Raw genomic sequence first — 25,322 nt, 5'->3', positions numbered from 1 at the left:
AAACAAACAACATACGCACAATCGTCTTAATATATAAGGGTTTTATATCTATGGATCAGACATATTCTCTGGAGTCATTCCTCAACCATGTACAAAAGCGCGACCCGAATCAAACCGAGTTCGCGCAGGCCGTTCGTGAAGTAATGACTACTCTCTGGCCTTTTCTTGAACAAAATCCCCAATATCGCCAGATGTCATTACTGGAGCGCCTGGTTGAACCGGAGCGCGTGATCCAGTTTCGCGTGGTATGGGTTGACGATCGCAACCAGGTGCAGGTCAACCGAGCATGGCGCGTCCAGTTCAGCTCCGCCATCGGTCCGTACAAAGGCGGTATGCGTTTCCACCCGTCAGTTAACCTCTCAATTCTCAAATTCCTCGGCTTCGAGCAAACCTTCAAAAATGCCCTGACTACCCTGCCGATGGGCGGTGGTAAAGGTGGCAGCGATTTCGACCCGAAAGGGAAAAGCGAAGGCGAAGTGATGCGTTTCTGCCAGGCACTGATGACTGAACTGTATCGCCACCTGGGCGCGGATACCGACGTTCCGGCAGGTGATATCGGCGTTGGAGGTCGTGAAGTTGGCTTTATGGCAGGGATGATGAAAAAGCTGTCTAACAATACCGCCTGCGTCTTCACCGGTAAGGGTCTTTCTTTTGGCGGCAGTCTTATTCGCCCGGAAGCCACCGGTTACGGTCTGGTTTATTTCACTGAAGCGATGCTAAAACGCCACGGTATGGGTTTTGAAGGAATGCGCGTTTCCGTTTCTGGCTCCGGCAACGTTGCACAGTATGCTATCGAAAAAGCGATGGAATTTGGCGCTCGCGTGGTCACGGCATCAGACTCCAGCGGCACAGTGGTTGATGAAAGTGGATTCACAAAAGAGAAACTGGCGCGTCTTATCGAAATCAAAGCCAGCCGCGATGGTCGCGTTGCCGATTACGCCAAAGAGTTTGGTCTGGTCTATCTCGAAGGCCAACAGCCGTGGTCTGTGCCGGTTGATATCGCCCTGCCTTGCGCCACCCAGAACGAACTGGATGTAGACGCTGCGCATCAGCTTATTGCCAATGGTGTTAAAGCCGTCGCCGAAGGGGCAAATATGCCAACCACCATCGAAGCGACTGAACTGTTCCAGCAGGCAGGCGTACTGTTTGCTCCGGGTAAAGCGGCTAACGCAGGCGGCGTAGCGACATCGGGCCTGGAGATGGCGCAAAACGCTGCGCGTCTGGGCTGGAAAGCCGAGAAAGTTGACGCCCGTTTGCATCACATCATGCTGGATATCCACCATGCCTGTGTTGAGCATGGTGGTGAAGGTGAGCAAACCAACTACGTACAGGGCGCAAACATTGCCGGTTTTGTGAAGGTTGCCGATGCAATGCTGGCGCAGGGTGTGATTTAAGTTGCAAATGCCTGATAGCGCTACGCTTATCAGGCCTACAAATGGGCACAATTCATTGCAATTACGCTCTAATGTAGGCCGGGCAAGCGCAGCGCCTCAGGCAAAATTTCGGGCGTTTATGAGTATTTAACGGATGATGTTCCCCATGGAACATTTCTGATGGGCCAACGGCATTTCTTACTGTAGTGCTCCCAAAACAGCTTGTCGTAACGATAACACGCTTCAAGTTCAGCATCCGTTAACTTTCTGCGATAGCAGCAGATATGCCAGTACAGAAATCCCATTAGACTATTTTTTTGATAATCTTCTTCGCTTTCGAACAACTCGTGCGCCTTTCGAGAAGCAAGCATTATATAATGCCAGGCCAGTTCTTCTTCAATTGTCCCGTTTTGAAAAGCTGTGCTCGATATCGAGATCATCCATGATAATTCCGCCGCCCATATTAGCTTCGCCGAGGATTTACCGGCGTGATGATTAGCACAATCAGAGATATAGTCTGAGGGGAAAACAGCAAATTTATTCAACAAGGTGATAACCTGCTCTGGGTCTTCCTCCATGTTCGCTTTAAAGGTATTGGCTCCATGGTCGCCAGAAAGAAAATGCTCCATTAAGGCACAATAACTTTCGCTATCTTCGATACCCCATTGATCCTCTAAAGACTCGCGTCTTTTACCGATGATATCGATCGAGTCAAAAGGAAGTACATTATATTGAAAGGTATCTTTGCCAGATTCAGGCTTTCGCGGCCAGAACTCCAGCGTTTCAGACCATTGCTTATGATAGAATCGATAAGGCGCGATCAATTGTAGCGCCTGTAATTTCTCGATACTGAGCGGCTCAATACCTTTAGCCTGATAATAATGAAGTTGTTCTTTTTTTGCTTTAAAACCGGCCCGAACAATGAGCCACATCATAATTAATAGATAAAGAAAAGAGCATCCCGCGGTAATCTGACCTCTTTCATTCAAACCGTTGGATGTTATAGCTGCGAATACAAACATTACAGCGACAACACAGGTTAAATAAAACCCCCACTTACAAAGCAGCATGACCTTATTTTCTTTAATCATCCGTTCGAAATTACTATTAAATATTTCCCAGCCATTGAAAGAATACGTCTCACTCCCAGGATGGTTTTGTAATAAAACTTTTTTCATCACATTCCCTGTTATTGCTTACTTTAGAGGCGCTAATTTTATCCATGCAAAAAAAATATCCAACGAATTTTCTTGATCCGCTGGATATTTCAGAATATGACTCGTGTGATGCGAAAAACTCGCGCGCTTACACTATCGCCCCGCTTCCGGCTTCATCTGCTGGCGGACTTTTTTTCGCACTACGTTTACGCGGAGCAGCCTTTTTCTTATCAGCACTGCCACCACTGCCCGGAGCCACTATGCCGCGAAACTGCCGCACCGGCGTACGTTTGGCTTGATCAATTAGCTGATATAGCGTCCCCACCAGCGGCTGCATAAAGTCCTGATAGCGACACTGCTTTTCGCTGATTTGCGTCAGCACCGATTCCCAGTGCGCGGTCATGTCCGGTCGCGTAGCCATTTCTGGCAGCGAATGGAATAACGCTTTTCCGGCGTCGGTGGAGTGGATATAGCGCCCTTTTTTGGTCAGGAAACCACGCTTGAACAACAGTTCAATAATCCCGGCACGCGTTGCTTCTGTCCCCAGACCATCGGTCGCACGAAGGATCTTTTTCAGATCTTTGTCCTGCACAAAGCGCGCGATCCCGGTCATCGCGGAGAGCAAGGTCGCATCGGTGAAATGACGTGGCGGCTGGGTTTGTCGCTCTACCACTTCACCTTTTTCACACAGCAACTCATCGCCTTTCGCGACTACAGGCAGTGGTGTGCCGTCGTTTTCTTCATCGCGCTCTTTGCTGCCTAACAGCGTGCGCCAGCCTGCTTCGGCAAGAAAACGGGCTTTAGCGACAAATTTGCCTTTGGCTATTTCCAGTTCGATAACACACTTGCGGAACACCGCATCCGGGCAGAACTGCATCAGGTATTGACGAGCAATCAGGTTATAGACCTTCGATTCGTTCTCCGTCAGGTTGATGGCAGAACTACGCGCGGTCGGGATAATGGCGTGGTGAGCATCGACCTTTTTGTCATCCCAGCAGCGGTTGCGTAAATTCGGGTCAACCGCCGGCTGCGGCAATAGTCCCGGCGCATGAACGCTGATGGCATTCATCACCGCGTGGCGTCCGGCAAAATGTTCTTCTGGCAAATAACGACAATCGGAACGCGGATAAGTGATTAGCTTGTGCGTTTCGTATAGCTTCTGGCAGATATCAAGCACGTTCTGCGCACTCAGACCAAAGCGTTTTGCCGCTTCAATCTGCAACGCCGAAAGCGAAAACGGCAGCGGCGCGGATTCTGATTCCCGTTTATCGTTATAGCTGGTGACAATAGCCGGTTGACCGCTGATGCGGTTAACCACATGCTCCGCCAGCGGGCGATGCAATAAGCGCCCTTCTTCATCCTGGTACGGCTCGCACGCTTCGCTCGGCTGCCAGATGGCGGTAAATCGTTCATCGGCAGGCGTCACAATGTGCGCTTTGACTTCAAAGAAATCTTTTGCCACGAAGTTTTCTATTTCTTCATCGCGCCGCACCACCAGCCCAAGAACGGGAGTCTGTACGCGCCCAACAGAAAGCACACCCTGATAGCCAGCATTGCGACCGAGAATGGTATACGCGCGGGTCATATTGATACCGAATAGCCAATCGGCACGCGCTCGCGCCAGTGCAGAAACGCATAGCGGTACAAACTCGCTATTGGAGCGAAGACGATCGATCGCCCGCTCAACCGCCTGCGGGTTCAGGTCGTTGATCAAGCAACGCTGAACTTGCTGGCGCTTTTCCGGTGCCAGTTGCAGGTAGTCCAGCACTTCATCCACCAGCAATTGCCCTTCACGATCCGGGTCACCGGCATGAACAATTTCGCTGGCTTCATGCAGAAAGCGTTTAATGACGTTAAGTTGTTTGGTTACGGAGGGGCGCGGTTGCAGTTGCCACTTTTCCGGGACAATCGGCAAATCCGCCAGATTCCAGCGCGCATAGCGGCTGTCGTAGACGTCTGGCTGCGCCTGCTCAAGCAGGTGACCGATACACCAGGTCACCACCTGACCATTGCCGCACTCGATAAAGCCATCGCCTTTACGGTGCGGTTTGGGCAGGACATCAGCAATAGCGCGTGCCAGACTCGGTTTTTCGGCTATAAACAACCGCATTGAATTAACGGATCTCAACCATGGCACGACCGCCACGCGCAGGCACCAGCTCGCCAATCGCCGTCAGTTCAATGCCAAACTCGGCTGCGGTAGCTTTGACTTCATTTTCAGCTTCCGGCATAACCGCCAGCAGCAGACCACCAGAAGTTTGCGGATCGCACAACAGATCGCGTACTTCACGCGGCATTTCGCCCATCAAATGGCCGTAACTGGCAAAGTTGCGTTCGGTGCCACCCGGCACAGCGCCCAGTTTAATGTACTCTTCCACGCCCGGCAGTTTCGGGATCGCTTCATAATCGACGCGAGCCTGCACGCCTGCCCCCTGGCACATTTCACTCAAATGGCCCAGCAGACCAAAACCGGTGACGTCGGTCATCGCTTTTACGCCTTCAATGTTGGCAAATGACGCACCTGCGATATTCATCCGGCACATCACTTCCGTCGCCAGTCCTTGATGTTCCGGTTTCAGCAGTGATTTTTTCTCAGCCGTGGTGAGAACGCCAATCCCCAGCGGTTTCGTCAGGAACAGTTTGCATCCGGCTTGTGCGGTGCTGTTTTTCTTCACTCGCTCGGTCGGTACGATCCCCGTAACCGCCAGACCAAAAATCGGCTCCGGCGCATCGATGGAGTGACCGCCAGCCAGCGCAATACCCGCCTGACGACATGCATAGCGTCCACCTTCCGTCACTTCGCGGGCAATTTCCGGGGAAAGTTTATTAATCGGCCAGCCAAGGATCGCAATGGCCATAATCGGTTTGCCGCCCATCGCGAAGATATCGCTGATGGCGTTAGTCGCCGCAATGCGACCAAAATCGAAAGGATTATCAACGATCGGCATAAAGAAATCGGTGGTGCTGATGACACTGGTGCCATTACCAAGATCATATACTGCCGCATCGTCGCGGGTTTCGTTACCCACGAGCAAATTCGGATCAACAAACTTCGCCTGCTCGCTGTGCAGAATGGTTTCCAACACTTTTGGGGAAATTTTACAGCCGCAACCTGCTCCGTGGCTGTATTGGGTCAAACGAATCGAGTTCTCGCTCATGGACATCTCCTGTCAATGCAATCCGGGTATGGTAACCTTCATTCCGTGAAGTGATAAGTGAGAGTGTCTGAATTCCTGCGCCTTTGCTCATAATCCAGACAGTTTTGCGAAAATTATCAAAAATAAGTAACAAACGGCGTCGGATCCGGAACGTTAATCGACGTTGACGCTTTCAATTGCGGCGTGCCGAGATAGAGAAAGCCGACAATTTTATCCTGCTCCCGACAACCGAACGCCTCGCGCACCACCGGACTTTCGGTTAACCCGCCACTACGCCAGATGCCGCCAAAGCCCTGGGCAACCGCCGCCATTTGCATCGCCATAACAGCGCAACCTGCTGACATCTCCTGCTCCCAACGCGGGACTTTATGATTTTCTTCACATTTCGCCACCACGGTGATGATGAGCGGCGCACGGAACGGGGCATTACGGGCTTTGTCGATAGCTTTATCATCACTACCCGCAGCAATTGCCCCCTGTTGCAGCACGGTACTGAAACGTTCGCGGCCTTCCCCTTCAATCACAAAAAAATGCCACGGTTGCATGGACTTATGGTCCGGTGCACGCATTCCGGCACGCAGGATATTTTGCAGTTGTTCGCCAGTCGGCGCAGGTTCAGCCAGACGTGAGGCGCTTCGGCGGTTGATCAATAGTTCGAGTGCATCCATTTGATTAACTCCTGTCATGATGTTTATTCACAAAATTAACACGAGAGTGGATTTTGTTACAGCACAGTCCGCGATTCCTGCTGACAAGTGCCGGTTGGGTCATTACGATAACCACATCTATTGCACCTGCAACAGGTGTGACCTTTAGTCTGGGAGAATACATGCGAACCCTTTGGCGATTTATTGCCGGATTTTTTAAATGGACGTGGCGTCTGCTCAATTTTGTCCGTGAAATGGTACTTAACCTGTTCTTTATTTTCCTCGTGCTGGTTGGCGTGGGGATCTGGATGCAGGTCAGTAGTGGCGATACCAAAGAAACCGCCAGTCGTGGCGCATTACTGCTCGATATTTCAGGCGTGATCGTCGATAAGCCCGACAGTTCGCAGCGGTTTAGTAAGTTAAGCCGCCAGCTGCTTGGCGCCAGTTCCGATCGTCTGCAGGAAAATTCGCTGTTTGATATCGTGAACACGATTCGCCAGGCTAAAGATGACCGGAATATCACCGGTATCGTGATGGATCTGAAAAACTTTGCGGGCGGCGATCAACCTTCCATGCAATATATTGGTAAGGCTCTGAAAGAGTTTCGTGACAGCGGTAAACCGGTTTATGCCATTGGTGAGAACTATAGCCAGGGGCAATATTACCTCGCCAGTTTCGCCAACAAAATTTGGCTGTCCCCGCAAGGCGTGGTTGATCTGCACGGTTTTGCCACCAACGGTCTGTACTACAAATCGTTGCTGGATAAGCTGAAAGTTTCCACCCATGTGTTCCGCGTGGGTACGTATAAATCTGCCGTTGAACCGTTTATTCGTGATGATATGTCCCCGGCGGCTCGCGAAGCCGATAGCCGTTGGATTGGCGAACTGTGGCAAAACTATCTCAACACCGTTGCCGCTAACCGCCAGATCTCTGCCCAGCAGGTATTCCCTGGGGCGCAAGGGCTACTTGCTGGCTTAACCGAAACGGGCGGCGATACTGCGAAGTACGCGCTGGACAACAAACTGGTCGACGCGCTGGCAACGAATGCCGAAATTGAAAAAGCCCTGACCAAAGAGTTTGGCTGGAGCAAGGCTGATAAAAATTATCGCGCCATCAGTTATTACGATTACGCACTGAAAACTCCGGCAGATACCGGCGACAGCATCGGTGTCGTCTTCGCTAATGGCGCGATTATGGATGGCGAAGAAACTCAGGGGAATGTTGGCGGCGATACGACTGCGGCACAAATCCGTGACGCTCGCCTTGATCCGAAAGTGAAAGCGATCGTTCTGCGCGTAAACAGCCCTGGCGGAAGCGTAACGGCTTCTGAAGTGATTCGCTCTGAACTGGCAGCTGCCAGAGCCGCTGGCAAGCCTGTGGTTGTGTCAATGGGCGGTATGGCAGCATCCGGTGGTTACTGGATCTCCACGCCGGCCAATTACATTGTGGCTAACCCGAGCACCCTGACCGGTTCTATCGGGATCTTCGGCGTGATCACCACTGTAGAAAACAGCCTTGATTCGATTGGTGTACATACCGATGGCGTGTCTACATCACCATTGGCAGATGTTTCCATCACTAAATCACTGCCGCCAGAAGTGCAGCAGATGATGCAATTGAGCATTGAGAACGGCTATAAACGCTTTATCACGCTGGTTGCTGATTCGCGTAATTCGACGCCAGAGCAGATTGATAAAATCGCCCAGGGCCATGTCTGGACCGGTCAGGATGCAAAAGCGAATGGGCTGGTCGATAGTCTCGGTGATTTCGATGATGCAGTTGCCAAAGCGGCTGAACTGGCAAAACTGAAACAATGGCATCTGGAATATTACGTCGATGAACCGACCTTCTTCGACAAGGTGATGGACAACATGTCAGGTTCAGTACGGACAATGCTGCCAGATACGCTCCAGGCCATGCTGCCTGCGCCGCTGGCCTCGGTCGCTTCAACCGTTAAAAGCGAAAGCGACAAGCTGGCGGCCTTTAACGATCCGCAAAACCGTTACGCGTTTTGCCTGACCTGCGCCAACGTGCGTTAATTCCTGCAAATATGTGGCCGATATGTTGTCGGCCACACTCCTGAACCGGACTGTCTTTCACTCCCTCTCTCCACTACATTCCCTTGCTCATTTAGCATCTGATATGGAGTCATCAGTGAATAAGGCACCCTCTTTAATTGCCGCTATTGTCCTCGGACTGGGGATCAGCGCCTGTGGTTATTTTGTTGGCGATGGTGTTAAACATCTAAAAACCAACAACCGTTATGTGAACGTGCGGGGGCTTTCAGAAAAAGAAGTTCGCGCAGATACGGCTGAATTAACAATTGCTATCAACTTTAAGGGTAATGTTCCTGGCGAACTGTTCCCGAAACTTGAAGATGCGCAGAAAAAGATTGTTGCCGAATTCCACGCTCAGGGGATTAACGACAAAGAGATCAACGTGGGTCAATGGACAAGTAAGCGAACGGATGCCTTTTACCTCAAAGATGATCCGACGATGCCACGCTATAACGCTGACGGGTCTGTTACGATAAAAACGCATAACGTTGCTGCTGTCGAAAAAGTCGTCGCGAAACTAAACGACCTGCAAATCGCCACAGATGGCGCGATCGCTGATAGCAAAATCGCCTACCGCTTTAATGGTATTGGCGCAGTTCGCGCGGAGATGATTGCTGCCGCAACGAAAGATGCACGCAACGCAGCATTACAGTTTGCGACGGATTCAGGTAGTCAGGTGGGGTCCATTAGCGATGCGTCACAAGGCGTGTTCCAGATTTTCGCCAGTGGCAGTGACGAAGATGATCCCTCGGCGATTAACAAAACGGTGCGTGTAGTCACGACCGTAACCTATGCGTTGCAGGATTAACCATTTTTCTCCGGCGGAACGCTAATCCCTCTGTTCCGCCGGGCTTTTCTCATATCCACAGAGTATCCAGGTGCGCTTGCTGCCCCTCACGTATATACTTTTGCTCTTTCGGTATCATTCATATCAATATCATGCAAAAGAAATCAATTTACGTTGCCTACACGGGCGGGACCATCGGGATGCAGCGTTCCGAGCAGGGATATATTCCGGTGTCGGGCCATCTACAACGCCAGCTGGCGCTGATGCCAGAGTTCCATCGCCCGGAGATGCCGGATTTCACCATTCATGAATACACGCCGCTGATGGATTCTTCTGATATGACGCCAGAGGACTGGCAGCATATTGCTGAAGATATTAAAGCGCACTATGACGAGTACGATGGTTTTGTCATTCTGCACGGCACCGACACGATGGCGTATACCGCCTCTGCGCTGTCGTTCATGCTGGAGAACCTCGGAAAACCGGTTATTGTGACAGGGTCACAAATCCCATTAGCCGAGTTACGCTCTGACGGACAAATCAATTTGCTGAATGCGTTGTACGTTGCGGCGAACTATCCCATCAACGAAGTCACACTCTTTTTTAATAATCGCCTGTATCGCGGCAACCGCACCACCAAAGCCCATGCCGATGGTTTTGATGCCTTCGCGTCACCAAACCTTCCACCGTTACTGGAAGCGGGTATTCATATTCGCCGTTTAAATACACCGCCCGCCCCACACGGCACTGGTGAGCTGATCGTTCATCCGATTACACCACAGCCGATCGGCGTAGTGACGATTTATCCAGGGATTTCTGCTGACGTCGTACGTAACTTCCTGCGTCAACCGGTTAAGGCGTTGATTCTGCGCTCTTATGGCGTGGGTAATGCGCCGCAAAACAAAGCATTCCTGCAAGAATTACAAGAAGCCAGCGATCGCGGAATTGTGGTGGTTAACCTGACACAATGCATGTCCGGTAAAGTCAATATGGGCGGTTATGCCACCGGTAACGCCCTCGCCCATGCCGGTGTTATTGGCGGTGCGGATATGACCGTAGAAGCCACGCTAACCAAACTGCACTACCTGCTCAGCCAGGGACTGGATACCGAAACCATTCGCAAGGCCATGAGCCAAAACCTGCGCGGCGAACTGACGCCGGATGATTAAGGAGACTGTAATGCCCCAACGCGCTCTGTTACTGGTCGATTTACAAAATGATTTCTGCGCTGGCGGTGCGCTGGCTGTTGCCGAAGGCGATAGCACGGTTGATGTTGCTAATGCCCTGATAAGTTGGTGCAAAGCACGCGGTGAAGCGGTCGTCGCCAGTCAGGACTGGCATCCGGCCAATCACGGCAGCTTCGCCAGCCAGCAAGGTGTAGAGCCTTATACACAGGGTCAGCTTGATGGCCTACCGCAAACCTTCTGGCCCGATCACTGTGTGCAACACAGCGAAGGTGCAGCGTTGCACCCTCTGCTGGCGCAAAAGTCGATTGATGCCGTGTTTCACAAAGGCGAAAATCCTTTAGTCGACAGTTACAGTGCCTTTTTTGATAACGGGCGGCGGCAGAAAACCGAGCTCGATGGCTGGTTGCGCGACCATGAAATCAATGAACTGATCATTATGGGGCTGGCTACGGACTATTGCGTGAAGTTTACCGTCCTGGACGCGTTACAGTTAGGTTATAAGGTGAACGTGATTACCGATGGCTGTCGCGGTGTGAATATCCAGCCACAGGACAGTGCGCACGCGTTTATGGAGATGTCAGCCGCTGGGGCAACATTGTACACGCTGGCAGACTGGGAAGAGACGCAGGGATAAAATTAGTCAGATCCATCTCTGGCCTACAATTCCTTAATTACATCGTAGGCCAGATAAACACGCCAGCTGCGTCTGGCAATTGACACAATCAGCGAAAATTCAATTCACACCAGAAATTCGTTCCAGCGACACCTTTCGCGTTTCGATGCCAAAAATGGAGAGGACCAGCGCACATAACACCAACATGACACCAAGCACCATAAAGACCGTTATCGAACCATAATGCGTTAATAACGCCGCGACGCCATACGGAGTGAAGACCGCGACGATTCGTCCTACTGCATTAACAAATCCCGAGCCGCGCAGGCGTAAATGGGTTGGCCAAAGTTCCGGGATATACACCGCCGACGCGAAACAAACATACATATAAAGAAAGAAGATCATCACCAGGCCATAGCCTAAAATAGCCCATTCTGTAGTTTGTATTGAATATATATATCCCAACACAGCAATAATTATAAGCAAAGACGAACCAAATAATCGGCGAGGAAAGTGATCAATAACTAATGCAGCTATAAATATTCCAACCGGAGCACCAATCATAATAACAGCGGTCATTAATATCGATTTATCAACATCAATACCAGAATTAACAAATATGGTAGGTATCCATACGGTGATAGTATAAAGCGAAATATTCATTGCAATTAAAACCGTAATCGCGACTAACGTGCGCCGCAACATCTCGCCTTTAAATAGCAACCAAAAAGTACCACTGATTTCATGACTCCGACTTTCGCTTTGCCTCAAAGCAAGTGGTGGTAGATGAATACCCTTCTCTTTTTCGATTTGCTGCTCTACTTCACGAAGTTGCCTTTCTGCTCCCGGTAATTGTCCAATACCCGCCAGCCAACGAGGCGACTCAATAAAATATTTACCAGAGAGTAACCATGCTAATATTATCCCAATACCGCCCAGCAGAAACATTATGCGCCAACTGAAGAAAGCGATAACGACAACGCCAATCGCCGCTGACAACATGGGCGACCAGTTGCCGACAAATGAGAGTCGCGCGGACCATTTTCCACGAACCAGAGCGGGAATAAACTCAGTAAATGAAGCATAGCCAACCATAATCAGCGCCCCCATTCCTGTCCCCATCAGGAAGCGAAAGAAGATGAGCCAGTACATATCAGGGACGAAAGAAGCGCCTGTCGCCGCAATACCGACAATCAGAAGGTTCATGCGGAATGCCCGGCGCCGTCCACAGTAATCACCAATGAATCCACCAGCAAGCGAACCGATGAAATAACCAAACATCAATGCCGACGTAAAAGCAGCATTGAGGAAATTATTTGACCATCCATTGCTTACCAGCTTTGCTAAAACAACATTGCCTGAATAACTTAAAAACCCCGTTAATAACAGACTAAAGCTGATTATGCCAAATATACGATAATGAAACCGGGCCAAAGGCAAGCGGTCCAGTCTTGCGCCAATTTGATCATATTGTTCCATTTGGTGCCTCGAATTTTGCTAAAAAAGGTAGCAATTGCGGCAAACTCACTTGCCGCATTTTTATCATCATTTTATTTCACGGGCGCTGGAACAAATAACATTGACAACGTGTGTTTAAGCTACCACACAAGCTGGATATTATTGTCTTTGCAAAACTCTTCCCATTCTGCACCCGGTGATTTATCAGTTATTATGTAATTAATATGACTAAAGTCAGCTAACTGAACAAAAGCTTTGCGATCAAACTTGGAGTGATCGACTAATAACGCAACTTCTGTCGCCTGGCGGATCATTGTCTTTTTGATCTCCGCTTCAGCTTCGTTCGAGTCCAGTGCGCCGCTGTTAATATCAAGACCTTTACAACTCATTACCATAATATCGACGTGATAACGACTGATGATCTCTTTAGTAATTCGTCCTTGCAGAGAAAGCGTGTTTTTGTTCAGTTCCCCACCGGTTGAAACAACTTTAATTTCTGACTGAGCCAGAACATGAATAGCTTCTGCCGAGTTGGTTAGCAACGTCAGATCACTACGGTCTTGCAACAGTTTGAGCAATTCCATAACGGTACTACTGGAATCTGCCGCCATGGTGGTTTTATTGTCGATAAACGGCAGCGCCTTGCGAGCAATAAGCTGCTTCTCTTCATAAAACGACGAAGCTCGCTTATAGAAATGGATATTTTCCGTCAGCATCGCTGTATTTAAAACAGCGCCACCATAAGTTCTGGTCAAAAAGCCTTCATCTTCCAGCTTCTCAAGATCGCGGCGAATAGTTTCTTCGGTTACCTGAAAAATCGAGCTCAAATTCGAAACCGTTACTTTTTTATCGTTGGCAACCATCTGTTTAATTGCCTGAATCCTGTCTTTTGCCGCCACGATTACACCCCTGTCTCTTTTTACATCACATTAGCGCGATTATCGCATAAGCGATGTTTACTTTCAAAATAACCTGTTTGAATCACAGATTTTCATCACAGTTTTCACAGAAACAGAGGTGGATCGTGTGGGGTAGTTAACGCTCCAGGGCCTCTGCCATTTCCCTCATCAATGTTGCGTCTGCATCCGATAAGTTGATATTCAGCGCCGCCACATTTTCACGTACCTGTTCAGGCGCAGTTGCTCCGCTAAGAATGGAGATTAAATCGCTCTGTTTTAATATCCACGCCAGCGCCAGAGTAGGAATTGTGCACTGATAACGCGCACAAACTGGCCGCCACTGTTCAAGCATATCAATCACTTTGAGCATGTTTTCACGCTGGAACCAAACTTTATTTGCCCGTGCGCCGCCTGGAATATAATCGCGAGTGATGGTACCTGTCAGCAGCCCCTGCTCTAACGGTGAATAGACCTGAACCACAATGCCGTTATCCCGACATAGCGGCAGCAGTTCGTTTTCCATTGCCTGATCGAGGATGCTATATTTCGCCTGAATAATATCCAGCTCACCATATCGCAGATATTCGCGTATATGATCAGCTTCGACATTAGCAGCGCCTATCGAACGAATCTTTCCCTCAGCCTTCAGCTCATTAAGTACTGCTACGGTTTCTGCAATCGGCGTAAAACAAGGTGGCACCGACTGCCAGTGCGTCATGTAAATATCGATGTAGTCAATGCCGAGACGTTGCAAGCTGGCATCGACTTCTTCGCGGATAGATTCAGGAGAGAGGTTTTTGTACAACTGACGATCGCCGACTTTGTTGAATAAACTGCCTTCTCGTTCCCAGACAATACCGCATTTCGTTTCGACGACAATTTGTTCGCGTGGCAATTGTTTTAACGCCTGGCCGACAATAACTTCACTATTGCCAAAGTTATATCCTGGCGCAGTATCAATCAGGTTAATACCGCAACGATGAGCTTCAATAATCGTATCAATACAAATTTGCCGATCGAGATCGCCATTCCATGCAGGACCACCGCCAATGGCCCATGTCCCCAACCCCATCCGTGAAAGCGTTATATCCGTTGTGCCTAAAGGTATCATTTTCATTTGCCTTCATTACCCTTCATATTCTTCCAGCAATTGTTCGACCAGCTTTCTGTTTTTCACACCGGTGGTGGCACCAACACTCAGTACCGATATAGCTGCCGTTGCATTGGCAAAGCGCGCGCATTCACGCAGCTCTTTACCTTCCAGCAGTGCCGCAATAAAACCAGAAGCAAAGTTATCGCCCGCGCCAATGGTGTCGATGGCCGTAATTCCCGCTACTGCTGGTACCGTCATCGTCATTTCACCACGCTTGATAAAGCAGCCGTTTTTACCCGTCTTAATTACTACCGTTTTTACACCGCACTCAAGAAAGCAGTCAGCAATTTCATCCAACGTCTCTTTTCCGGTGAGTAATTTTGCCTCGGCAAAATTTGGAAACAGATAATCGACATAACGCAATGCTTCGCGAATATCATCCAGTGTTTCATTCAGACGAGGCTTGATCATATCGGCACAAATGATCATCTGCCGGGCTTTCGCTTGCGTAAAAATTTCAGTTAGCGCTTTACCATCCAATAGTGGACTGTTGAATATACTTGCTAGCGATAATAACTTTGCCTGAGAAAACCGTACAAAGTCGACATCATTAATATTCAATTTCCACAAACTGCCGTTGCGATTAGTGACAAATGTCCGCTCGCCATCCTCCGTTACAAGTCCAACGTTAATAGAGGTATCTACGCTGACGTCCTGTTTCAGGCTTTGAATATCAATATTCTCTTTGCAACAATGGTCGAGAATAAATTGTCCTGCGGCATCTTTACCAATGCGGCTCATTAATGCCGTGCGATGCCCCAGGCGAGAAATAATCGTTGCTTCATTGATTGCATCGCCTCCCGTGGTCATTGCTATTCTTTCAAGCGGATAAGAATCTACGTCAAAAATTTTTTTACTGACCGGCTGTAATGGAATATCAACGATAGCGCCACCTATACATATAACTTCAAGATTGTCCATTACATTATTCCGCCTTGCCGTCTGAACCAAATAATTTGATTTTTTCTAATGCCCTTTCTTTAACTGCTTTACGGACTTCTCGCTCCAGGTGCAAGAAAGGCTGATCCTGATTTTCTTTCACTGCCACCATTGCGGCCTGGCACAGTTCAGTATGAATATTGATTTTCGCTATACCCAATGAAATCGCGGTTTTAATATCAGCATCACTGATCCCCGATGCGCCATGTAAAACCAGCGGAACAGAAACGGCATCGCGCACGCGTTTGACGACCTCAAAGTTCAATTGTGGCTCTGACGTATAAACCCCATGCTGGTTGCCAATGGCGACAGCCAATGAGTCACAGCCCGTGCGTTCAACAAATTCTGCGGCCTGGTCAGGATCGGTATAGTGATAGCCCGCCAGCGCTTCCTCATAAACGGTTTCATTACCGACATGCCCTAATTCCGCCTCTACCGGAATACCCAGCGGATGGAAGAAATCAACAGCCTCTTTGGTTAAACGAATATTTTCTTCGAAATCAAACGCGGATGCATCGCGCATTAAGGAGTTCATTCCATGAGTCCAGGCGTTATGGATAATTTCCATACTCCGGCCATGATCCCAGTGGGTAATTACCGGTACCGTTGCTTTTTGTGCCATTGATACCATCATATGCGAGAAATCTTCGAATGAGGTATTTCCGACAAATCCCGTACCAAAAGAAATAATAACCGGTGATTTTGCTTCTTCTGCTGCGTCGATAACCCCCATTAACATTTCAGCATTCCATACATTAAAATGGGCAATAGCATAATGTTTATTGGTAGCATCATTTTCCCAAAATCTGATATCTGCTAGCATATTCCGTTCTCCCGTAGTAATTAATCGCTAAGTTTAATAACGCCTTTAATAATGTCGCATTTGTTGTTAACCGACTCTTCAAATGCCTGTTGTACATCCTGGTAATCGTAAATATGCGTTACCATCGATTTCACATCGAATCGCCCTGATGAAATAGCTTCAATCGTGACCGGATAACGGTTGGCATAGCGGAAAACCGTCTGGATGGTGACTTCCCGATTGATTTTGAGAAAGTTGATGGCCGAATCGCCGGGTACTGTGCCGACAATCATAATTTTTCCACCGCGCATCACCAGATAGGGAGCTTGTTTTACCGTTACCGCAGAACCCGCAGTTTCAAAAACAATATCTGCGCCCATGTCTTCGGTAAATTGCTGACAGCACGCAATTGTGTCTTGTTTAGCGCCATTGATGACCATTGCCGCGCCAAGCTGTTCCGCCATTGCCAGACGTTTTTCCAGCACATCAACGACGGCAATTTCTGTTGCTCCCAGGCATTTGCACGCTTGCAACGTCATCAAACCAATACAACCTGCTCCCAGAATAATTATCTTCTTACCCGGTTTAACATCTGCCAGCATGGCGGCGTGCATCCCGACCGCCGCAGGCTCCACCAGCGCCCCTTCCATCGTGTCCATATTGTCGGGCAGTTTGTAAGTAAAGCTCTCCGGATGACACAGATAGTGCGTTAATGCGCCGCGGTAGTTCGGTTGTGTCGCCATAAAATCAACGTCCGGACAGATGTTATATTTGCCTTCCAGACAGTAACGACAGTGACCGCAAGGAACGCCAGGTTCAATATTTACCCGATCCCCCGGTTTAAATTTGCGCACGCGGCTTCCCACAGCCACAACCGTCCCGGCGCATTCATGACCAAGGCCAATTTCTTGATTTGGGTCTTTAGGCGGAATAAACGGGCCTGATTCAAAACCATGTACATCTGAACCACAAATACCGACATATTCTACTTTAATCAAAACTTCATCTTCTTTAGGCACAGGTATTTCCGCTGAAATAATTTTCATTGTGCCCGGCACCTGCAATATTGCTTTTGAATTTTTCATTTTGAATCCACCAGTATTATTTATTGGCTACTGCATCAATACTTAAACTTTCAACGGAGACACCTTTGGTTTCAATTCCAATGGTGGCGATAGCAATTGCGACAATAATTGAAACCGCCCCCAGAAGAATAAAGACACCCGTTACGCCATAACTACTGAGCAGCACTGCAACGGCATAAGGTGCGGCAATACCACTGATTCGCCCTACCGCATTCGCCAGACCGGAGCCACGGAGTTTGGCCTCTGTCGGCCAGATCTCAGGGACATACACTGCTGAGGCATAGCAAACGTACATATAGACGAAAGTAATCAGGAAGAAACCAATCAACGTTATGAGCAACATACTGGTTTGCAGTGAATAGATATATCCGAGCACCGCAATCAGAATTAATAGCCCAACACCCATTGTTTTGCGCGGAATTTTATCCATCACCAACATAGCAATAAAAATGCCAAACGGCGCGCCAAACATACTCATAGTATTTAAGACAATGGCGTCTTTTAAATTAATTTCCTGGGTCATGAATATCGTTGGCAACCAGTTAATTAACGTGTACTGCACAACGTTCATGGCAATAAGTACACAAGAACCTAAAATAACGCGTCTTAGTAATACTCCCGTCAGTAAGGCAGAATACGGCACCGCTTGTGGCGCTTTACCGTCATCAGCAATAACCACTGGCGGTAAGGGTTTACCCGTCTGGCGTATGACGCCTTCTTCTATACTCCGCATGACTTTCTCGGCTTCCTGATACCGTCCGCGCGATTCCAGCCAACGCGGGGATTCAGGAAAGTAGCGCCAGGCCAGCGCCGTAGCGATAAGCGACAATATTGCGGGAATGAGCAGTTGTACCCGCCAGTTCCACTCTGCGCTAATCAACGGCGTGAGTCCCATCGCTATCAATGAACAGAGCGGATATGACCAGTTGCCAATAAAGGAAACCCGACTGGACCACGTTCCACGATTTCTACCGGGCATATATTCGGTGAAACCAGCAAACAGTGTAACCAATAAAGCTCCCAACCCAACGCCCATCACAAAACGGCAGGCAATAAGGAAATCCATATTCGGTGAGAAAGCACCGACAACCATCGAGGCAATATGAATGGCCTCATAGAGGATGAACGCGTTTCTGCGTCCGGTTTTGTCTCCGATAATGCCGCCCACCAGCGCACCGAGAAACATTCCGGCCGTCGTAATTGCCGAGAATGTGGCGGTGGTGGAATTATCTGTCCAGCCCAACTCTTTCAGCTGCGCGAGGATCAAGCCACCAACGGCATTACTCCAACAGACAAGCAAGCCAAACGCGACGATGGCAAACATTGACGAATGCCAGCGGCAATCCGGTAAGCGATCCAGTCGTGCACCACAATGCGGTTTTGTTATCTGTTCCATGCGATAACGTTCCTTCAGGAGAGTAGTTATTCATCAAAGTCGTAAGTCATGATCACTTTGATTGCGGTTTTATCGACCATCGCATCAAACCCTTCGCGCCATTGCGAAAGGCCAATACGATGCGTGATCATCGGTTTGACGTTGATAGCACCGCTGGCTAATAGCCGGATAGCGTTACGCCAGGAGGTGGAGTCATAGGCCATATGTCCAATGATGCTTTTGTTCCAGGCGGTAATGTCATTAATCGAGAAATCAAGAGGTTTGAAGCCCATTCCAACGCGTACCACTTCCCCATTCGGGCGGAGCATTTCGATGGCTTGTTTCAATGCGATATTGGCACCGGAGCATTCAATCACCAGTCCCAAATTGTCTTTGCCACAAATTTGCTGGCAGCGCGCCACCACATCTTCGGTAGAACCATTTACTACTGCCGTTGCCCCCAGTTCTTTTGCAACCGGGAAGCGGACCGCCACATCTTCTTGCAGACCAACGACGACGATATTTACCGCCCCCATAATCCGCGCCATTTGTACGGAAAACAGCCCGAGTGGGCCAGTGCCGATGACGACCACATCCTGACCAGGAAGGAATTTCGATTGCTGCGCGATGGATTTGTAGGCATTACAAATAGGGTCAAGTACGGCTGCGTCCTCATAATCAACACCATCAGGGATTTCCCACAACGCATGACGATGAATTTTGAGAATTTCACCAGGAACCAGACAATATTTGGAAAAACCACCGCCCCAGGTATTGTTATCCAGACCAAGGTTTACTTTTTCTGTACAACACAGAAAATCACCTTGTTCACAGGCCGGACAAACGCCGCAAACGTGACCGCTGTTATCCGACACGACGCGTTGCCCCACTTTCCAGTCTTTGACTTTTTCACCAACCTGCGCAATACAACCTGCGAACTCATGGCCGCGGATAGAGTTAAACTCATCAGAACCGCTATCAACGTTGTAGTGTTTCATGTCTGCGCCACAGATAGCTGCGGCTTTAATTTCAATCACCACATCTTCCGGACCACAAATGGGCTGTGGGACATTAATCATCTTGTAGCCGCCAAAGGCCTTGCCAAACCGAGCCAGTGCTTTCATTGCGTCATCCTTTGTGTTTTGTTTTGCTTAGATGACCATCATACTTACCCACATGATTTTTGAGGTCAACATTAAATCTTTAAAACACAGATATTGATCTGCGATTTACAACTTAGATCACAAATACGCAGAAAACCTGAGAATGGGTTACAGATTGATGGAAGGCGGTACGCAAAAGAGGGAAATTCAGCAGTGATCCCTACTTACGAAAGAAAGGATTCAGGGATGAAAAATTCAGGGGGTTAATACAAACGTGAAGCTCCGGAAAGGTTTAAAGCTACAAACGAAATCGACGAGGGATTGGACAATTAATTTCAGGCAATCCCCTTTATTAATTACCTGTAAAGGGGATAACTCCATCACTTAAACATAGCAATTGGCTTCGCCGTAATACCAAAATCTTCTTTCAGTTGCTGCTTGCTCTTCATCACCATCTGACCGTTGGTGTCGATGGTCATATGCTGCGCGTCGGTATTGTTTCGAGCTTGCCAAAGCATGACCAGTTGCAGGCAGTTCTCTTTTTGTTGTTCGGTCAGCGCAACGCCATCTGGCCATTTTCCCAGTTCAACAGCGGTCGATAAACGCTGATAAACCTCAGGCGTCATGCTGTTGATCATTTCATCAAGATTCATGATTTTTCCGCTCCTGTGGAATAAGTTGCTGAATCGTTTTTTCAACCGTTGATTTCTTCGCCATTTTCACCATCAGTGAAACGTAAAGAGGCTGAGTTAACACAATAACGTTCGCCTGTGGGCTGCGGCCCATCAGGAAAGACATGTCCAAGATGGGCATCACAGTTACCGCAACGAATCTCGATGCGCTGCATTCCATGTGACAAGTCTTTGATATAACGAATTGATTCTTCACTCACTGGTTCGTAGAAGCTCGGCCAGCCACAACCTGAATCATATTTAGACTGGGAGTGAAACAGAGGGGCATCGCAGATCAAACAGTGGTAAAGGCCGTCACGCTTATTGTGCAGTAAACGGCCAGTAAATGGCGGCTCCGTCCCGTGATTCTGTGTCACGTAAAACTGCATCTCGGACAATTTGTTTTTCAGTTCGTCTGCCGAAGGTTTGTTAGCCATTTGCTCACATCTCACTTTAATCACGCTCACATTACGCGACCAATTCTAACAAAACATTAACACCAACCGGCAAAAATTTGTCCTAAACTTGATCTGAGCGAAATGGCAGCGCCCAAATCGTGATGAAAATCACATTTTTATCATAATTGCCCTTTAAAATTCTCGGCGCCGCCCTCATGTGGTTTCAGGCACAAAGGAAGAGTGAGGCAAGTCAGTCGCGTAATGCTTAGGCAGAGGATTGATTTGTCGCAATGATTGACACGATTCCGCTTGACGCTGCGTAAGGTTTTTGTAATTTTACAGGCAACCTTTTATTCACTAACAAATAGCTGGTGGAATATATGACTATCAAAGTAGGTATCAACGGTTTTGGCCGTATCGGTCGCATTGTTTTCCGTGCTGCTCAGAAACGTTCTGACATCGAGATCGTTGCAATCAACGACCTGTTAGACGCTGATTACATGGCATACATGCTGAAATATGACTCCACTCACGGTCGTTTCGACGGCACCGTTGAAGTGAAAGACGGTCATCTGATCGTTAACGGTAAAAAAATCCGTGTTACCGCTGAACGTGATCCGGCTAACCTGAAATGGGACGAAGTTGGTGTTGACGTTGTCGCTGAAGCAACTGGTCTGTTCCTGACTGACGAAACTGCTCGTAAACACATCACCGCTGGTGCGAAAAAAGTGGTTATGACTGGTCCGTCTAAAGACAACACTCCGATGTTTGTTAAAGGCGCTAACTTCGACAAATATGCTGGCCAGGACATCGTTTCCAACGCTTCCTGCACCACCAACTGCCTGGCTCCGCTGGCTAAAGTTATCAACGATAACTTCGGTATCATCGAAGGTCTGATGACCACCGTTCACGCTACCACCGCTACTCAGAAAACCGTTGACGGCCCGTCTCACAAAGACTGGCGCGGCGGCCGTGGCGCTTCTCAGAACATCATCCCGTCCTCTACCGGTGCTGCTAAAGCTGTAGGTAAAGTACTGCCAGAACTGAATGGCAAACTGACTGGTATGGCGTTCCGCGTTCCGACTCCGAACGTATCCGTAGTTGACCTGACCGTTCGTCTGGAAAAAGCTGCAACTTACGAGCAGATCAAAGCTGCCGTTAAAGCTGCTGCTGAAGGCGAAATGAAAGGCGTTCTGGGCTACACCGAAGATGACGTAGTATCTACCGATTTCAACGGCGAAGTTTGCACTTCCGTGTTCGATGCTAAAGCTGGTATCGCTCTGAACGACAACTTCGTGAAACTGGTATCCTGGTACGACAACGAAACCGGTTACTCCAACAAAGTTCTGGACCTGATCGCTCACATCTCCAAATAAGTTGAGATGATACTGTGATCTATAAAGAGCGACTTCGGTCGCTCTTTTTTTTACCTGATGAAATGAAGTTAAAGGACTGCGTCATGATTAAGAAAATTTTTGCCCTTCCGGTCATCGAACAAATTACCCCTGTCCTCTCCCGTCGTAAACTGGATGAACTGGACCTTATTGTGGTCGATCATCCCCAGGTAAAAGCCTCTTTTGCATTACAGGGCGCTCATCTTCTCTCGTGGAAACCTGCGGCTGAGGAAGAAGTTCTGTGGTTGAGCAACAATACCCCGTTTAAAAATGGTGTCGCCATTCGCGGCGGCGTACCGGTTTGCTGGCCGTGGTTTGGTCCGGCTGCACAACAAGGTCTGCCTGCGCACGGTTTTGCCCGTAACCTGCCGTGGACACTGAAATCACATAGTGAAGATGCCGATGGCGTGGCGCTGACTTTCGAATTGACACAAAGCGAAGAGACGAAAAAATTCTGGCCGCACGACTTTACGCTGTTAGCGCATTTCCGCGTGGGTAAAACCTGTGAAATCGATCTTGAATCACATGGCGAATTTGAAACCACCTCTGCCCTACATACCTACTTTAATGTTGGCGATATTGCCGGGGTGAGCGTCAGTGGTCTGGGCGATCGCTACATTGATAAAGTGAATGATGCAAAAGAAGGTGCACTAACTGACGGGGTCCAGACATTCCCGGATCGTACCGACCGCGTGTATCTGAATGCCCAGGATTGCAGTGTGATTAATGACGAGGCGTTAAATCGTATTATCGCCGTAGGCCACCAGCATCATCTGAACGTCGTTGGCTGGAACCCAGGACCGGCGCTTTCTGTCAGCATGGGCGATATGCCGGATGATGGCTACAAAACATTTGTTTGTGTAGAAACAGCTTACGCCTCAGAAACTCAAAAAGTCACCAAAGAGAAACCTTCACATCTGGCGCAATCCATTCGCGTTGCCAAACGTTAATTTGCGTTAGTCACTGTGCCGGATGCATGCATCCGGCCTTGCAGCAAATCACACCATATCCAGCGCAGTTTTTCCTTTTGGTGCCGGGTACGCTTTTTCCAGCATCGCCAGTTCTTCCCCTGAAAGCGTCAATTCCAACACTGCCGCATTTTGTTGGACATGTGCGACAGTTGCCGCTTTCGGAATCGCCATCACGCCCTGATGGCTGATCACCCACGCCAGCAGAACTTGCGCCGCAGTGACATTGTGAGCATGAGCAATTTCGTTGACCACTGCGTTTTTTAGCAAGCCATTACGTAAGCGCCCGGCCTGCGCCAATGGACTGTATGCCATCACTGGCATATGTTGTTGCTGACACCAGGGTAGCAGATCATATTCAATACCGCGCGAACCGAGATGATAAAGCACCTGATTGGTAGCACACTGATTTCCCCCTGGCACCTGCCAGAGTTCCTGCATGTCGGCATAATCAAGATTAGAAACGCCCCAGCGACGAATTTTGCCCTGGGCGATCAGTTTTTCCATTGCCGCAACAGTCTCTTCAAAAGCGAAACTGCCAGACCAGTGCAATAAGTAGAGATCGAGATAATCGGTATTGAGACGACGTAAACTGGCTTCGCAAGCGTTAATGGCTTTTTGCCCGCCGGCATTCCACGGATAGACTTTGGAGACGAGGAAAACCTTATCACGCAGGCCGGATAATGCTTCACCAACCATCTTTTCGGCACCGCCTTCGGCATACATTTCAGCGGTATCAATGAGAGTTAAACCAAGATCAATGCCCGCACGCAGTGCATCAACTTCGGTTTTACGCTGACTGACCTCTTCGCCCATATACCATGTTCCCTGCCCTATGGCTGGCAGTGAGACATCGCCACTAAATTGAATCGTTTTCTGTTGCATCGCTTCCTCCCAGTTTTTGCACCACCGTAATGCAAAACAGGGCATTACGCCCTGTTTTTATGCACAAAATGCCCTGGAAAGATGCATTATCAGAATTTGTAGGTGATCCCGGTAGAAATCAGGCCAGTCCAGGATTTATCCACCATCGGGCTGTCGGTAACTTCGTCAGACAGGCGGGTATAGCGCGCGGTGCCATAAACGTTCCAGTCGCCGAGGAAGTTGTAGCTGGCGCTCAGCTCCAGATACGGGCTCCAGCTGTCATTCGGGTTATAGCCACGCAGGCCGCTGCGAGCGGACTCTTTACGCGATACGCCATAATAGTATTCGTTATGGTTTTCGCTGTTCCACTGAACACCGATACCCGGGGTCAGAGTCAGACCACCATTGGTGTAACGGTATAACCAGGCAGTATCCCAGACAATGCCGTTGCTGTTATCCAGGGTATCGCCAGCCAGGGTGGTACGCAGGTAACCATACTGGGTAAAGTGAGCGTAAGACAGACCTGCCATCATGGTGCTCTTACGGTCATCCAGGTGACGCATTTGGTGATCGCCACTGTCTTTGGCTTTGAAGTAGAGCGGCGACCAGTAAGCGGTAATCGAAAGTTTATCCGTTGCATCATTCCACAGGTAGTAACCACCACCTAAGCCACGGAACCAGAAGTTTTCGCCTTCGTAGTTGATTACTGGTACTGGGTAAACATCGGTATCGTAATCTTTATAAGGGTGTTCAACGACACCTACGCCTGCGCCCAGGGAAAAATTACCTTCAGCGTGTGCTACGCCTGCAGACGTTGCGATAAGCACTCCAAGTGCCAGAAGTTTGAGTTTGGTCACAATTAATTATTCCTTAAACAAATGTTTAGCGGGCGACAAAGTTTACCCGTCAATACAACGAAACCCAAACTTTTTGCGTTTTCATTTCAAAAGGTAACTGTTTAATTTTCCTGACGCTGATGACGCGGCGCTTACAGCTGAATGAATTTTGCGTTAATGGCGGCATTATTCTTTACATTAGTTATGCAATTTTTATGGATGAGTTGTTGATATGCCATTGAAATTCAGAAAGCCGTGCAGGCAAGTTTCTCAATTGCCATCTACGCTTAATTTTGAAGGTGTATCACCGGGCACGTTGGTCTCATGGTCCGCAGGATGGCATGAGAGTTGCTGTGTTTTAGCAAGAGACGTCGTTCAGTTTACCTCTTCCTGGAGCC

At 48.8% G+C, this 25,322-nt stretch carries 23 protein-coding genes; 7 read left to right on the top strand and 16 right to left on the bottom strand.

What is annotated here, in order from left to right; all coding sequences use genetic code 11:
* The first annotated feature begins 50 nt into the window (after positions 1-50).
* Positions 51-1,394: an NADP-specific glutamate dehydrogenase gene (gdhA, locus tag FEK46_RS21210; protein ID WP_130259869.1), complete on the top strand. Its 1,344-nt coding sequence runs from the start codon at positions 51-53 to the stop codon at positions 1,392-1,394.
* A 116-nt stretch (positions 1,395-1,510) separates the two neighbouring features.
* Here the strand turns inward: gdhA and FEK46_RS21205 are convergent, their stop codons facing one another.
* The 4 genes from FEK46_RS21205 to FEK46_RS21190 form a co-directional block, all read right to left on the bottom strand.
* A complete protein-coding gene (locus FEK46_RS21205) occupies positions 1,511-2,551 on the bottom strand; it encodes a DUF1266 domain-containing protein (protein ID WP_135559509.1) in 1,041 nt (346 codons plus the stop codon).
* A gap of 127 nt (positions 2,552-2,678) precedes the next feature.
* Complete coding sequence (topB, locus tag FEK46_RS21200; RefSeq protein WP_135559508.1) at positions 2,679-4,640, bottom strand: DNA topoisomerase III; 1,962 nt, start codon at positions 4,638-4,640, stop codon at positions 2,679-2,681.
* A 4-nt stretch (positions 4,641-4,644) separates the two neighbouring features.
* On the bottom strand, positions 4,645-5,688 hold the full coding sequence (gene selD / locus FEK46_RS21195) for a selenide, water dikinase SelD (protein WP_001295485.1): 1,044 nt from the start codon (positions 5,686-5,688) through the stop codon (positions 4,645-4,647).
* A 116-nt stretch (positions 5,689-5,804) separates the two neighbouring features.
* Complete coding sequence (locus FEK46_RS21190) at positions 5,805-6,356, bottom strand: NAD(P)H nitroreductase (protein WP_130218825.1); 552 nt, start codon at positions 6,354-6,356, stop codon at positions 5,805-5,807.
* 161 nt (positions 6,357-6,517) lie between these two features.
* On the opposite strand from FEK46_RS21190, the gene sppA reads away from it, so the two are divergent.
* The 4 genes from sppA to pncA all read left to right on the top strand — a co-directional run bounded on the left by sppA (position 6,518) and on the right by pncA (position 11,000).
* Entirely contained in the window at positions 6,518-8,374 is a 1,857-nt protein-coding gene (sppA, locus tag FEK46_RS21185) for a signal peptide peptidase SppA (RefSeq protein ID WP_135559507.1), read from the top strand.
* A 115-nt stretch (positions 8,375-8,489) separates the two neighbouring features.
* Positions 8,490-9,200, top strand: a complete 711-nt coding sequence (locus FEK46_RS21180) for an SIMPL domain-containing protein (RefSeq protein ID WP_130208358.1) — start codon at positions 8,490-8,492, stop codon at positions 9,198-9,200.
* Between the two features lie 131 nt (positions 9,201-9,331).
* Positions 9,332-10,348, top strand: a complete 1,017-nt coding sequence (ansA, locus tag FEK46_RS21175; RefSeq protein WP_130208360.1) for an asparaginase — start codon at positions 9,332-9,334, stop codon at positions 10,346-10,348.
* Between the two features lie 10 nt (positions 10,349-10,358).
* Complete coding sequence (pncA, locus tag FEK46_RS21170) at positions 10,359-11,000, top strand: bifunctional nicotinamidase/pyrazinamidase (RefSeq protein ID WP_131161153.1); 642 nt, start codon at positions 10,359-10,361, stop codon at positions 10,998-11,000.
* A 99-nt stretch (positions 11,001-11,099) separates the two neighbouring features.
* Here the strand turns inward: pncA and FEK46_RS21165 are convergent, their stop codons facing one another.
* The 10 genes from FEK46_RS21165 to msrB all read right to left on the bottom strand — a co-directional run bounded on the left by FEK46_RS21165 (position 11,100) and on the right by msrB (position 20,901).
* Positions 11,100-12,458: an MFS transporter gene (locus FEK46_RS21165; RefSeq protein ID WP_130259874.1), complete on the bottom strand. Its 1,359-nt coding sequence runs from the start codon at positions 12,456-12,458 to the stop codon at positions 11,100-11,102.
* A gap of 119 nt (positions 12,459-12,577) precedes the next feature.
* Positions 12,578-13,336, bottom strand: coding sequence for a DeoR/GlpR family DNA-binding transcription regulator (locus tag FEK46_RS21160; protein WP_130257697.1), 759 nt, complete (start codon positions 13,334-13,336; stop codon positions 12,578-12,580).
* A 136-nt stretch (positions 13,337-13,472) separates the two neighbouring features.
* Complete coding sequence (gene ydjG / locus FEK46_RS21155; RefSeq protein WP_135559506.1) at positions 13,473-14,453, bottom strand: NADH-dependent methylglyoxal reductase; 981 nt, start codon at positions 14,451-14,453, stop codon at positions 13,473-13,475.
* 9 nt (positions 14,454-14,462) lie between these two features.
* A complete protein-coding gene (locus FEK46_RS21150) occupies positions 14,463-15,410 on the bottom strand; it encodes a sugar kinase (protein ID WP_135559505.1) in 948 nt (315 codons plus the stop codon).
* Between the two features lie 4 nt (positions 15,411-15,414).
* Positions 15,415-16,251 carry a ketose-bisphosphate aldolase gene (locus tag FEK46_RS21145; protein ID WP_130223455.1) on the bottom strand — a complete coding sequence of 279 codons (837 nt, stop codon included), beginning with the start codon at positions 16,249-16,251 and terminating at the stop codon, positions 15,415-15,417.
* 20 nt (positions 16,252-16,271) lie between these two features.
* Positions 16,272-17,315: an NAD(P)-dependent alcohol dehydrogenase gene (locus tag FEK46_RS21140; RefSeq protein WP_131161150.1), complete on the bottom strand. Its 1,044-nt coding sequence runs from the start codon at positions 17,313-17,315 to the stop codon at positions 16,272-16,274.
* Between the two features lie 16 nt (positions 17,316-17,331).
* Entirely contained in the window at positions 17,332-18,711 is a 1,380-nt protein-coding gene (locus FEK46_RS21135; protein WP_135559504.1) for an MFS transporter, read from the bottom strand.
* A 26-nt stretch (positions 18,712-18,737) separates the two neighbouring features.
* Positions 18,738-19,814: a zinc-binding dehydrogenase gene (locus FEK46_RS21130; protein ID WP_135559503.1), complete on the bottom strand. Its 1,077-nt coding sequence runs from the start codon at positions 19,812-19,814 to the stop codon at positions 18,738-18,740.
* Positions 19,815-20,173: 359 nt separating this feature from the next.
* The gene (locus FEK46_RS21125) at positions 20,174-20,446 is read right to left on the bottom strand and encodes a YeaC family protein (RefSeq protein WP_130208380.1); all 273 of its coding nucleotides are present in this window, start codon (positions 20,444-20,446) and stop codon (positions 20,174-20,176) included.
* A gap of 41 nt (positions 20,447-20,487) precedes the next feature.
* Positions 20,488-20,901, bottom strand: coding sequence for a peptide-methionine (R)-S-oxide reductase MsrB (msrB, locus tag FEK46_RS21120; protein WP_135559502.1), 414 nt, complete (start codon positions 20,899-20,901; stop codon positions 20,488-20,490).
* Between the two features lie 341 nt (positions 20,902-21,242).
* Here msrB and gapA point away from each other — a divergent pair, with 341 nt between their 5' ends.
* Both gapA and FEK46_RS21110 read left to right on the top strand, forming a co-directional pair.
* Entirely contained in the window at positions 21,243-22,238 is a 996-nt protein-coding gene (gene gapA / locus FEK46_RS21115) for a glyceraldehyde-3-phosphate dehydrogenase (RefSeq protein WP_000153502.1), read from the top strand.
* 83 nt (positions 22,239-22,321) lie between these two features.
* A complete protein-coding gene (locus FEK46_RS21110) occupies positions 22,322-23,206 on the top strand; it encodes a D-hexose-6-phosphate mutarotase (protein WP_135559501.1) in 885 nt (294 codons plus the stop codon).
* A gap of 48 nt (positions 23,207-23,254) precedes the next feature.
* On the opposite strand, the gene FEK46_RS21105 is transcribed toward FEK46_RS21110, so the two are convergent.
* Both FEK46_RS21105 and mipA read right to left on the bottom strand, forming a co-directional pair.
* Positions 23,255-24,109, bottom strand: coding sequence for an aldo/keto reductase (locus tag FEK46_RS21105; protein WP_135410032.1), 855 nt, complete (start codon positions 24,107-24,109; stop codon positions 23,255-23,257).
* An 89-nt stretch (positions 24,110-24,198) separates the two neighbouring features.
* Positions 24,199-24,945 (bottom strand): scaffolding protein MipA, encoded by a 747-nt coding sequence (gene mipA, locus FEK46_RS21100; protein WP_135559500.1) that lies wholly within the window; start codon positions 24,943-24,945, stop codon positions 24,199-24,201.
* Positions 24,946-25,322: the final 377 nt, after the last annotated feature.

The sequence above is a fragment of the Escherichia sp. E4736 genome (assembly GCF_005781225.1).
In the GTDB taxonomy this organism is placed as follows: Bacteria; Pseudomonadota; Gammaproteobacteria; order Enterobacterales; family Enterobacteriaceae; genus Escherichia.
Note: the sequence above shows the minus strand (reverse complement) of the source record. Positions and strands in the feature narration are given on the sequence as shown.

Excerpts from the sequence above, each read along its gene's own strand:
- gdhA (WP_130259869.1), top strand. The coding sequence starts at position 51 with ATGGATCAGACATATTCTCTGGAGTCATTCCTCAACCATGTACAAAAG.
- FEK46_RS21205 (WP_135559509.1), bottom strand. The coding sequence starts at position 2,551 with ATGAAAAAAGTTTTATTACAAAACCATCCTGGGAGTGAGACGTATTCT.
- topB (WP_135559508.1), bottom strand. The coding sequence starts at position 4,640 with ATGCGGTTGTTTATAGCCGAAAAACCGAGTCTGGCACGCGCTATTGCT.
- selD (WP_001295485.1), bottom strand. The coding sequence starts at position 5,688 with ATGAGCGAGAACTCGATTCGTTTGACCCAATACAGCCACGGAGCAGGT.
- FEK46_RS21190 (WP_130218825.1), bottom strand. The coding sequence starts at position 6,356 with ATGGATGCACTCGAACTATTGATCAACCGCCGAAGCGCCTCACGTCTG.
- sppA (WP_135559507.1), top strand. The coding sequence starts at position 6,518 with ATGCGAACCCTTTGGCGATTTATTGCCGGATTTTTTAAATGGACGTGG.
- ansA (WP_130208360.1), top strand. The coding sequence starts at position 9,332 with ATGCAAAAGAAATCAATTTACGTTGCCTACACGGGCGGGACCATCGGG.
- pncA (WP_131161153.1), top strand. The coding sequence starts at position 10,359 with ATGCCCCAACGCGCTCTGTTACTGGTCGATTTACAAAATGATTTCTGC.
- FEK46_RS21165 (WP_130259874.1), bottom strand. The coding sequence starts at position 12,458 with ATGGAACAATATGATCAAATTGGCGCAAGACTGGACCGCTTGCCTTTG.
- ydjG (WP_135559506.1), bottom strand. The coding sequence starts at position 14,453 with ATGAAAATGATACCTTTAGGCACAACGGATATAACGCTTTCACGGATG.
- FEK46_RS21150 (WP_135559505.1), bottom strand. The coding sequence starts at position 15,410 with ATGGACAATCTTGAAGTTATATGTATAGGTGGCGCTATCGTTGATATT.
- FEK46_RS21145 (WP_130223455.1), bottom strand. The coding sequence starts at position 16,251 with ATGCTAGCAGATATCAGATTTTGGGAAAATGATGCTACCAATAAACAT.
- FEK46_RS21140 (WP_131161150.1), bottom strand. The coding sequence starts at position 17,315 with ATGAAAAATTCAAAAGCAATATTGCAGGTGCCGGGCACAATGAAAATT.
- FEK46_RS21135 (WP_135559504.1), bottom strand. The coding sequence starts at position 18,711 with ATGGAACAGATAACAAAACCGCATTGTGGTGCACGACTGGATCGCTTA.
- FEK46_RS21130 (WP_135559503.1), bottom strand. The coding sequence starts at position 19,814 with ATGAAAGCACTGGCTCGGTTTGGCAAGGCCTTTGGCGGCTACAAGATG.
- FEK46_RS21125 (WP_130208380.1), bottom strand. The coding sequence starts at position 20,446 with ATGAATCTTGATGAAATGATCAACAGCATGACGCCTGAGGTTTATCAG.
- msrB (WP_135559502.1), bottom strand. The coding sequence starts at position 20,901 with ATGGCTAACAAACCTTCGGCAGACGAACTGAAAAACAAATTGTCCGAG.
- gapA (WP_000153502.1), top strand. The coding sequence starts at position 21,243 with ATGACTATCAAAGTAGGTATCAACGGTTTTGGCCGTATCGGTCGCATT.
- FEK46_RS21110 (WP_135559501.1), top strand. The coding sequence starts at position 22,322 with ATGATTAAGAAAATTTTTGCCCTTCCGGTCATCGAACAAATTACCCCT.
- FEK46_RS21105 (WP_135410032.1), bottom strand. The coding sequence starts at position 24,109 with ATGCAACAGAAAACGATTCAATTTAGTGGCGATGTCTCACTGCCAGCC.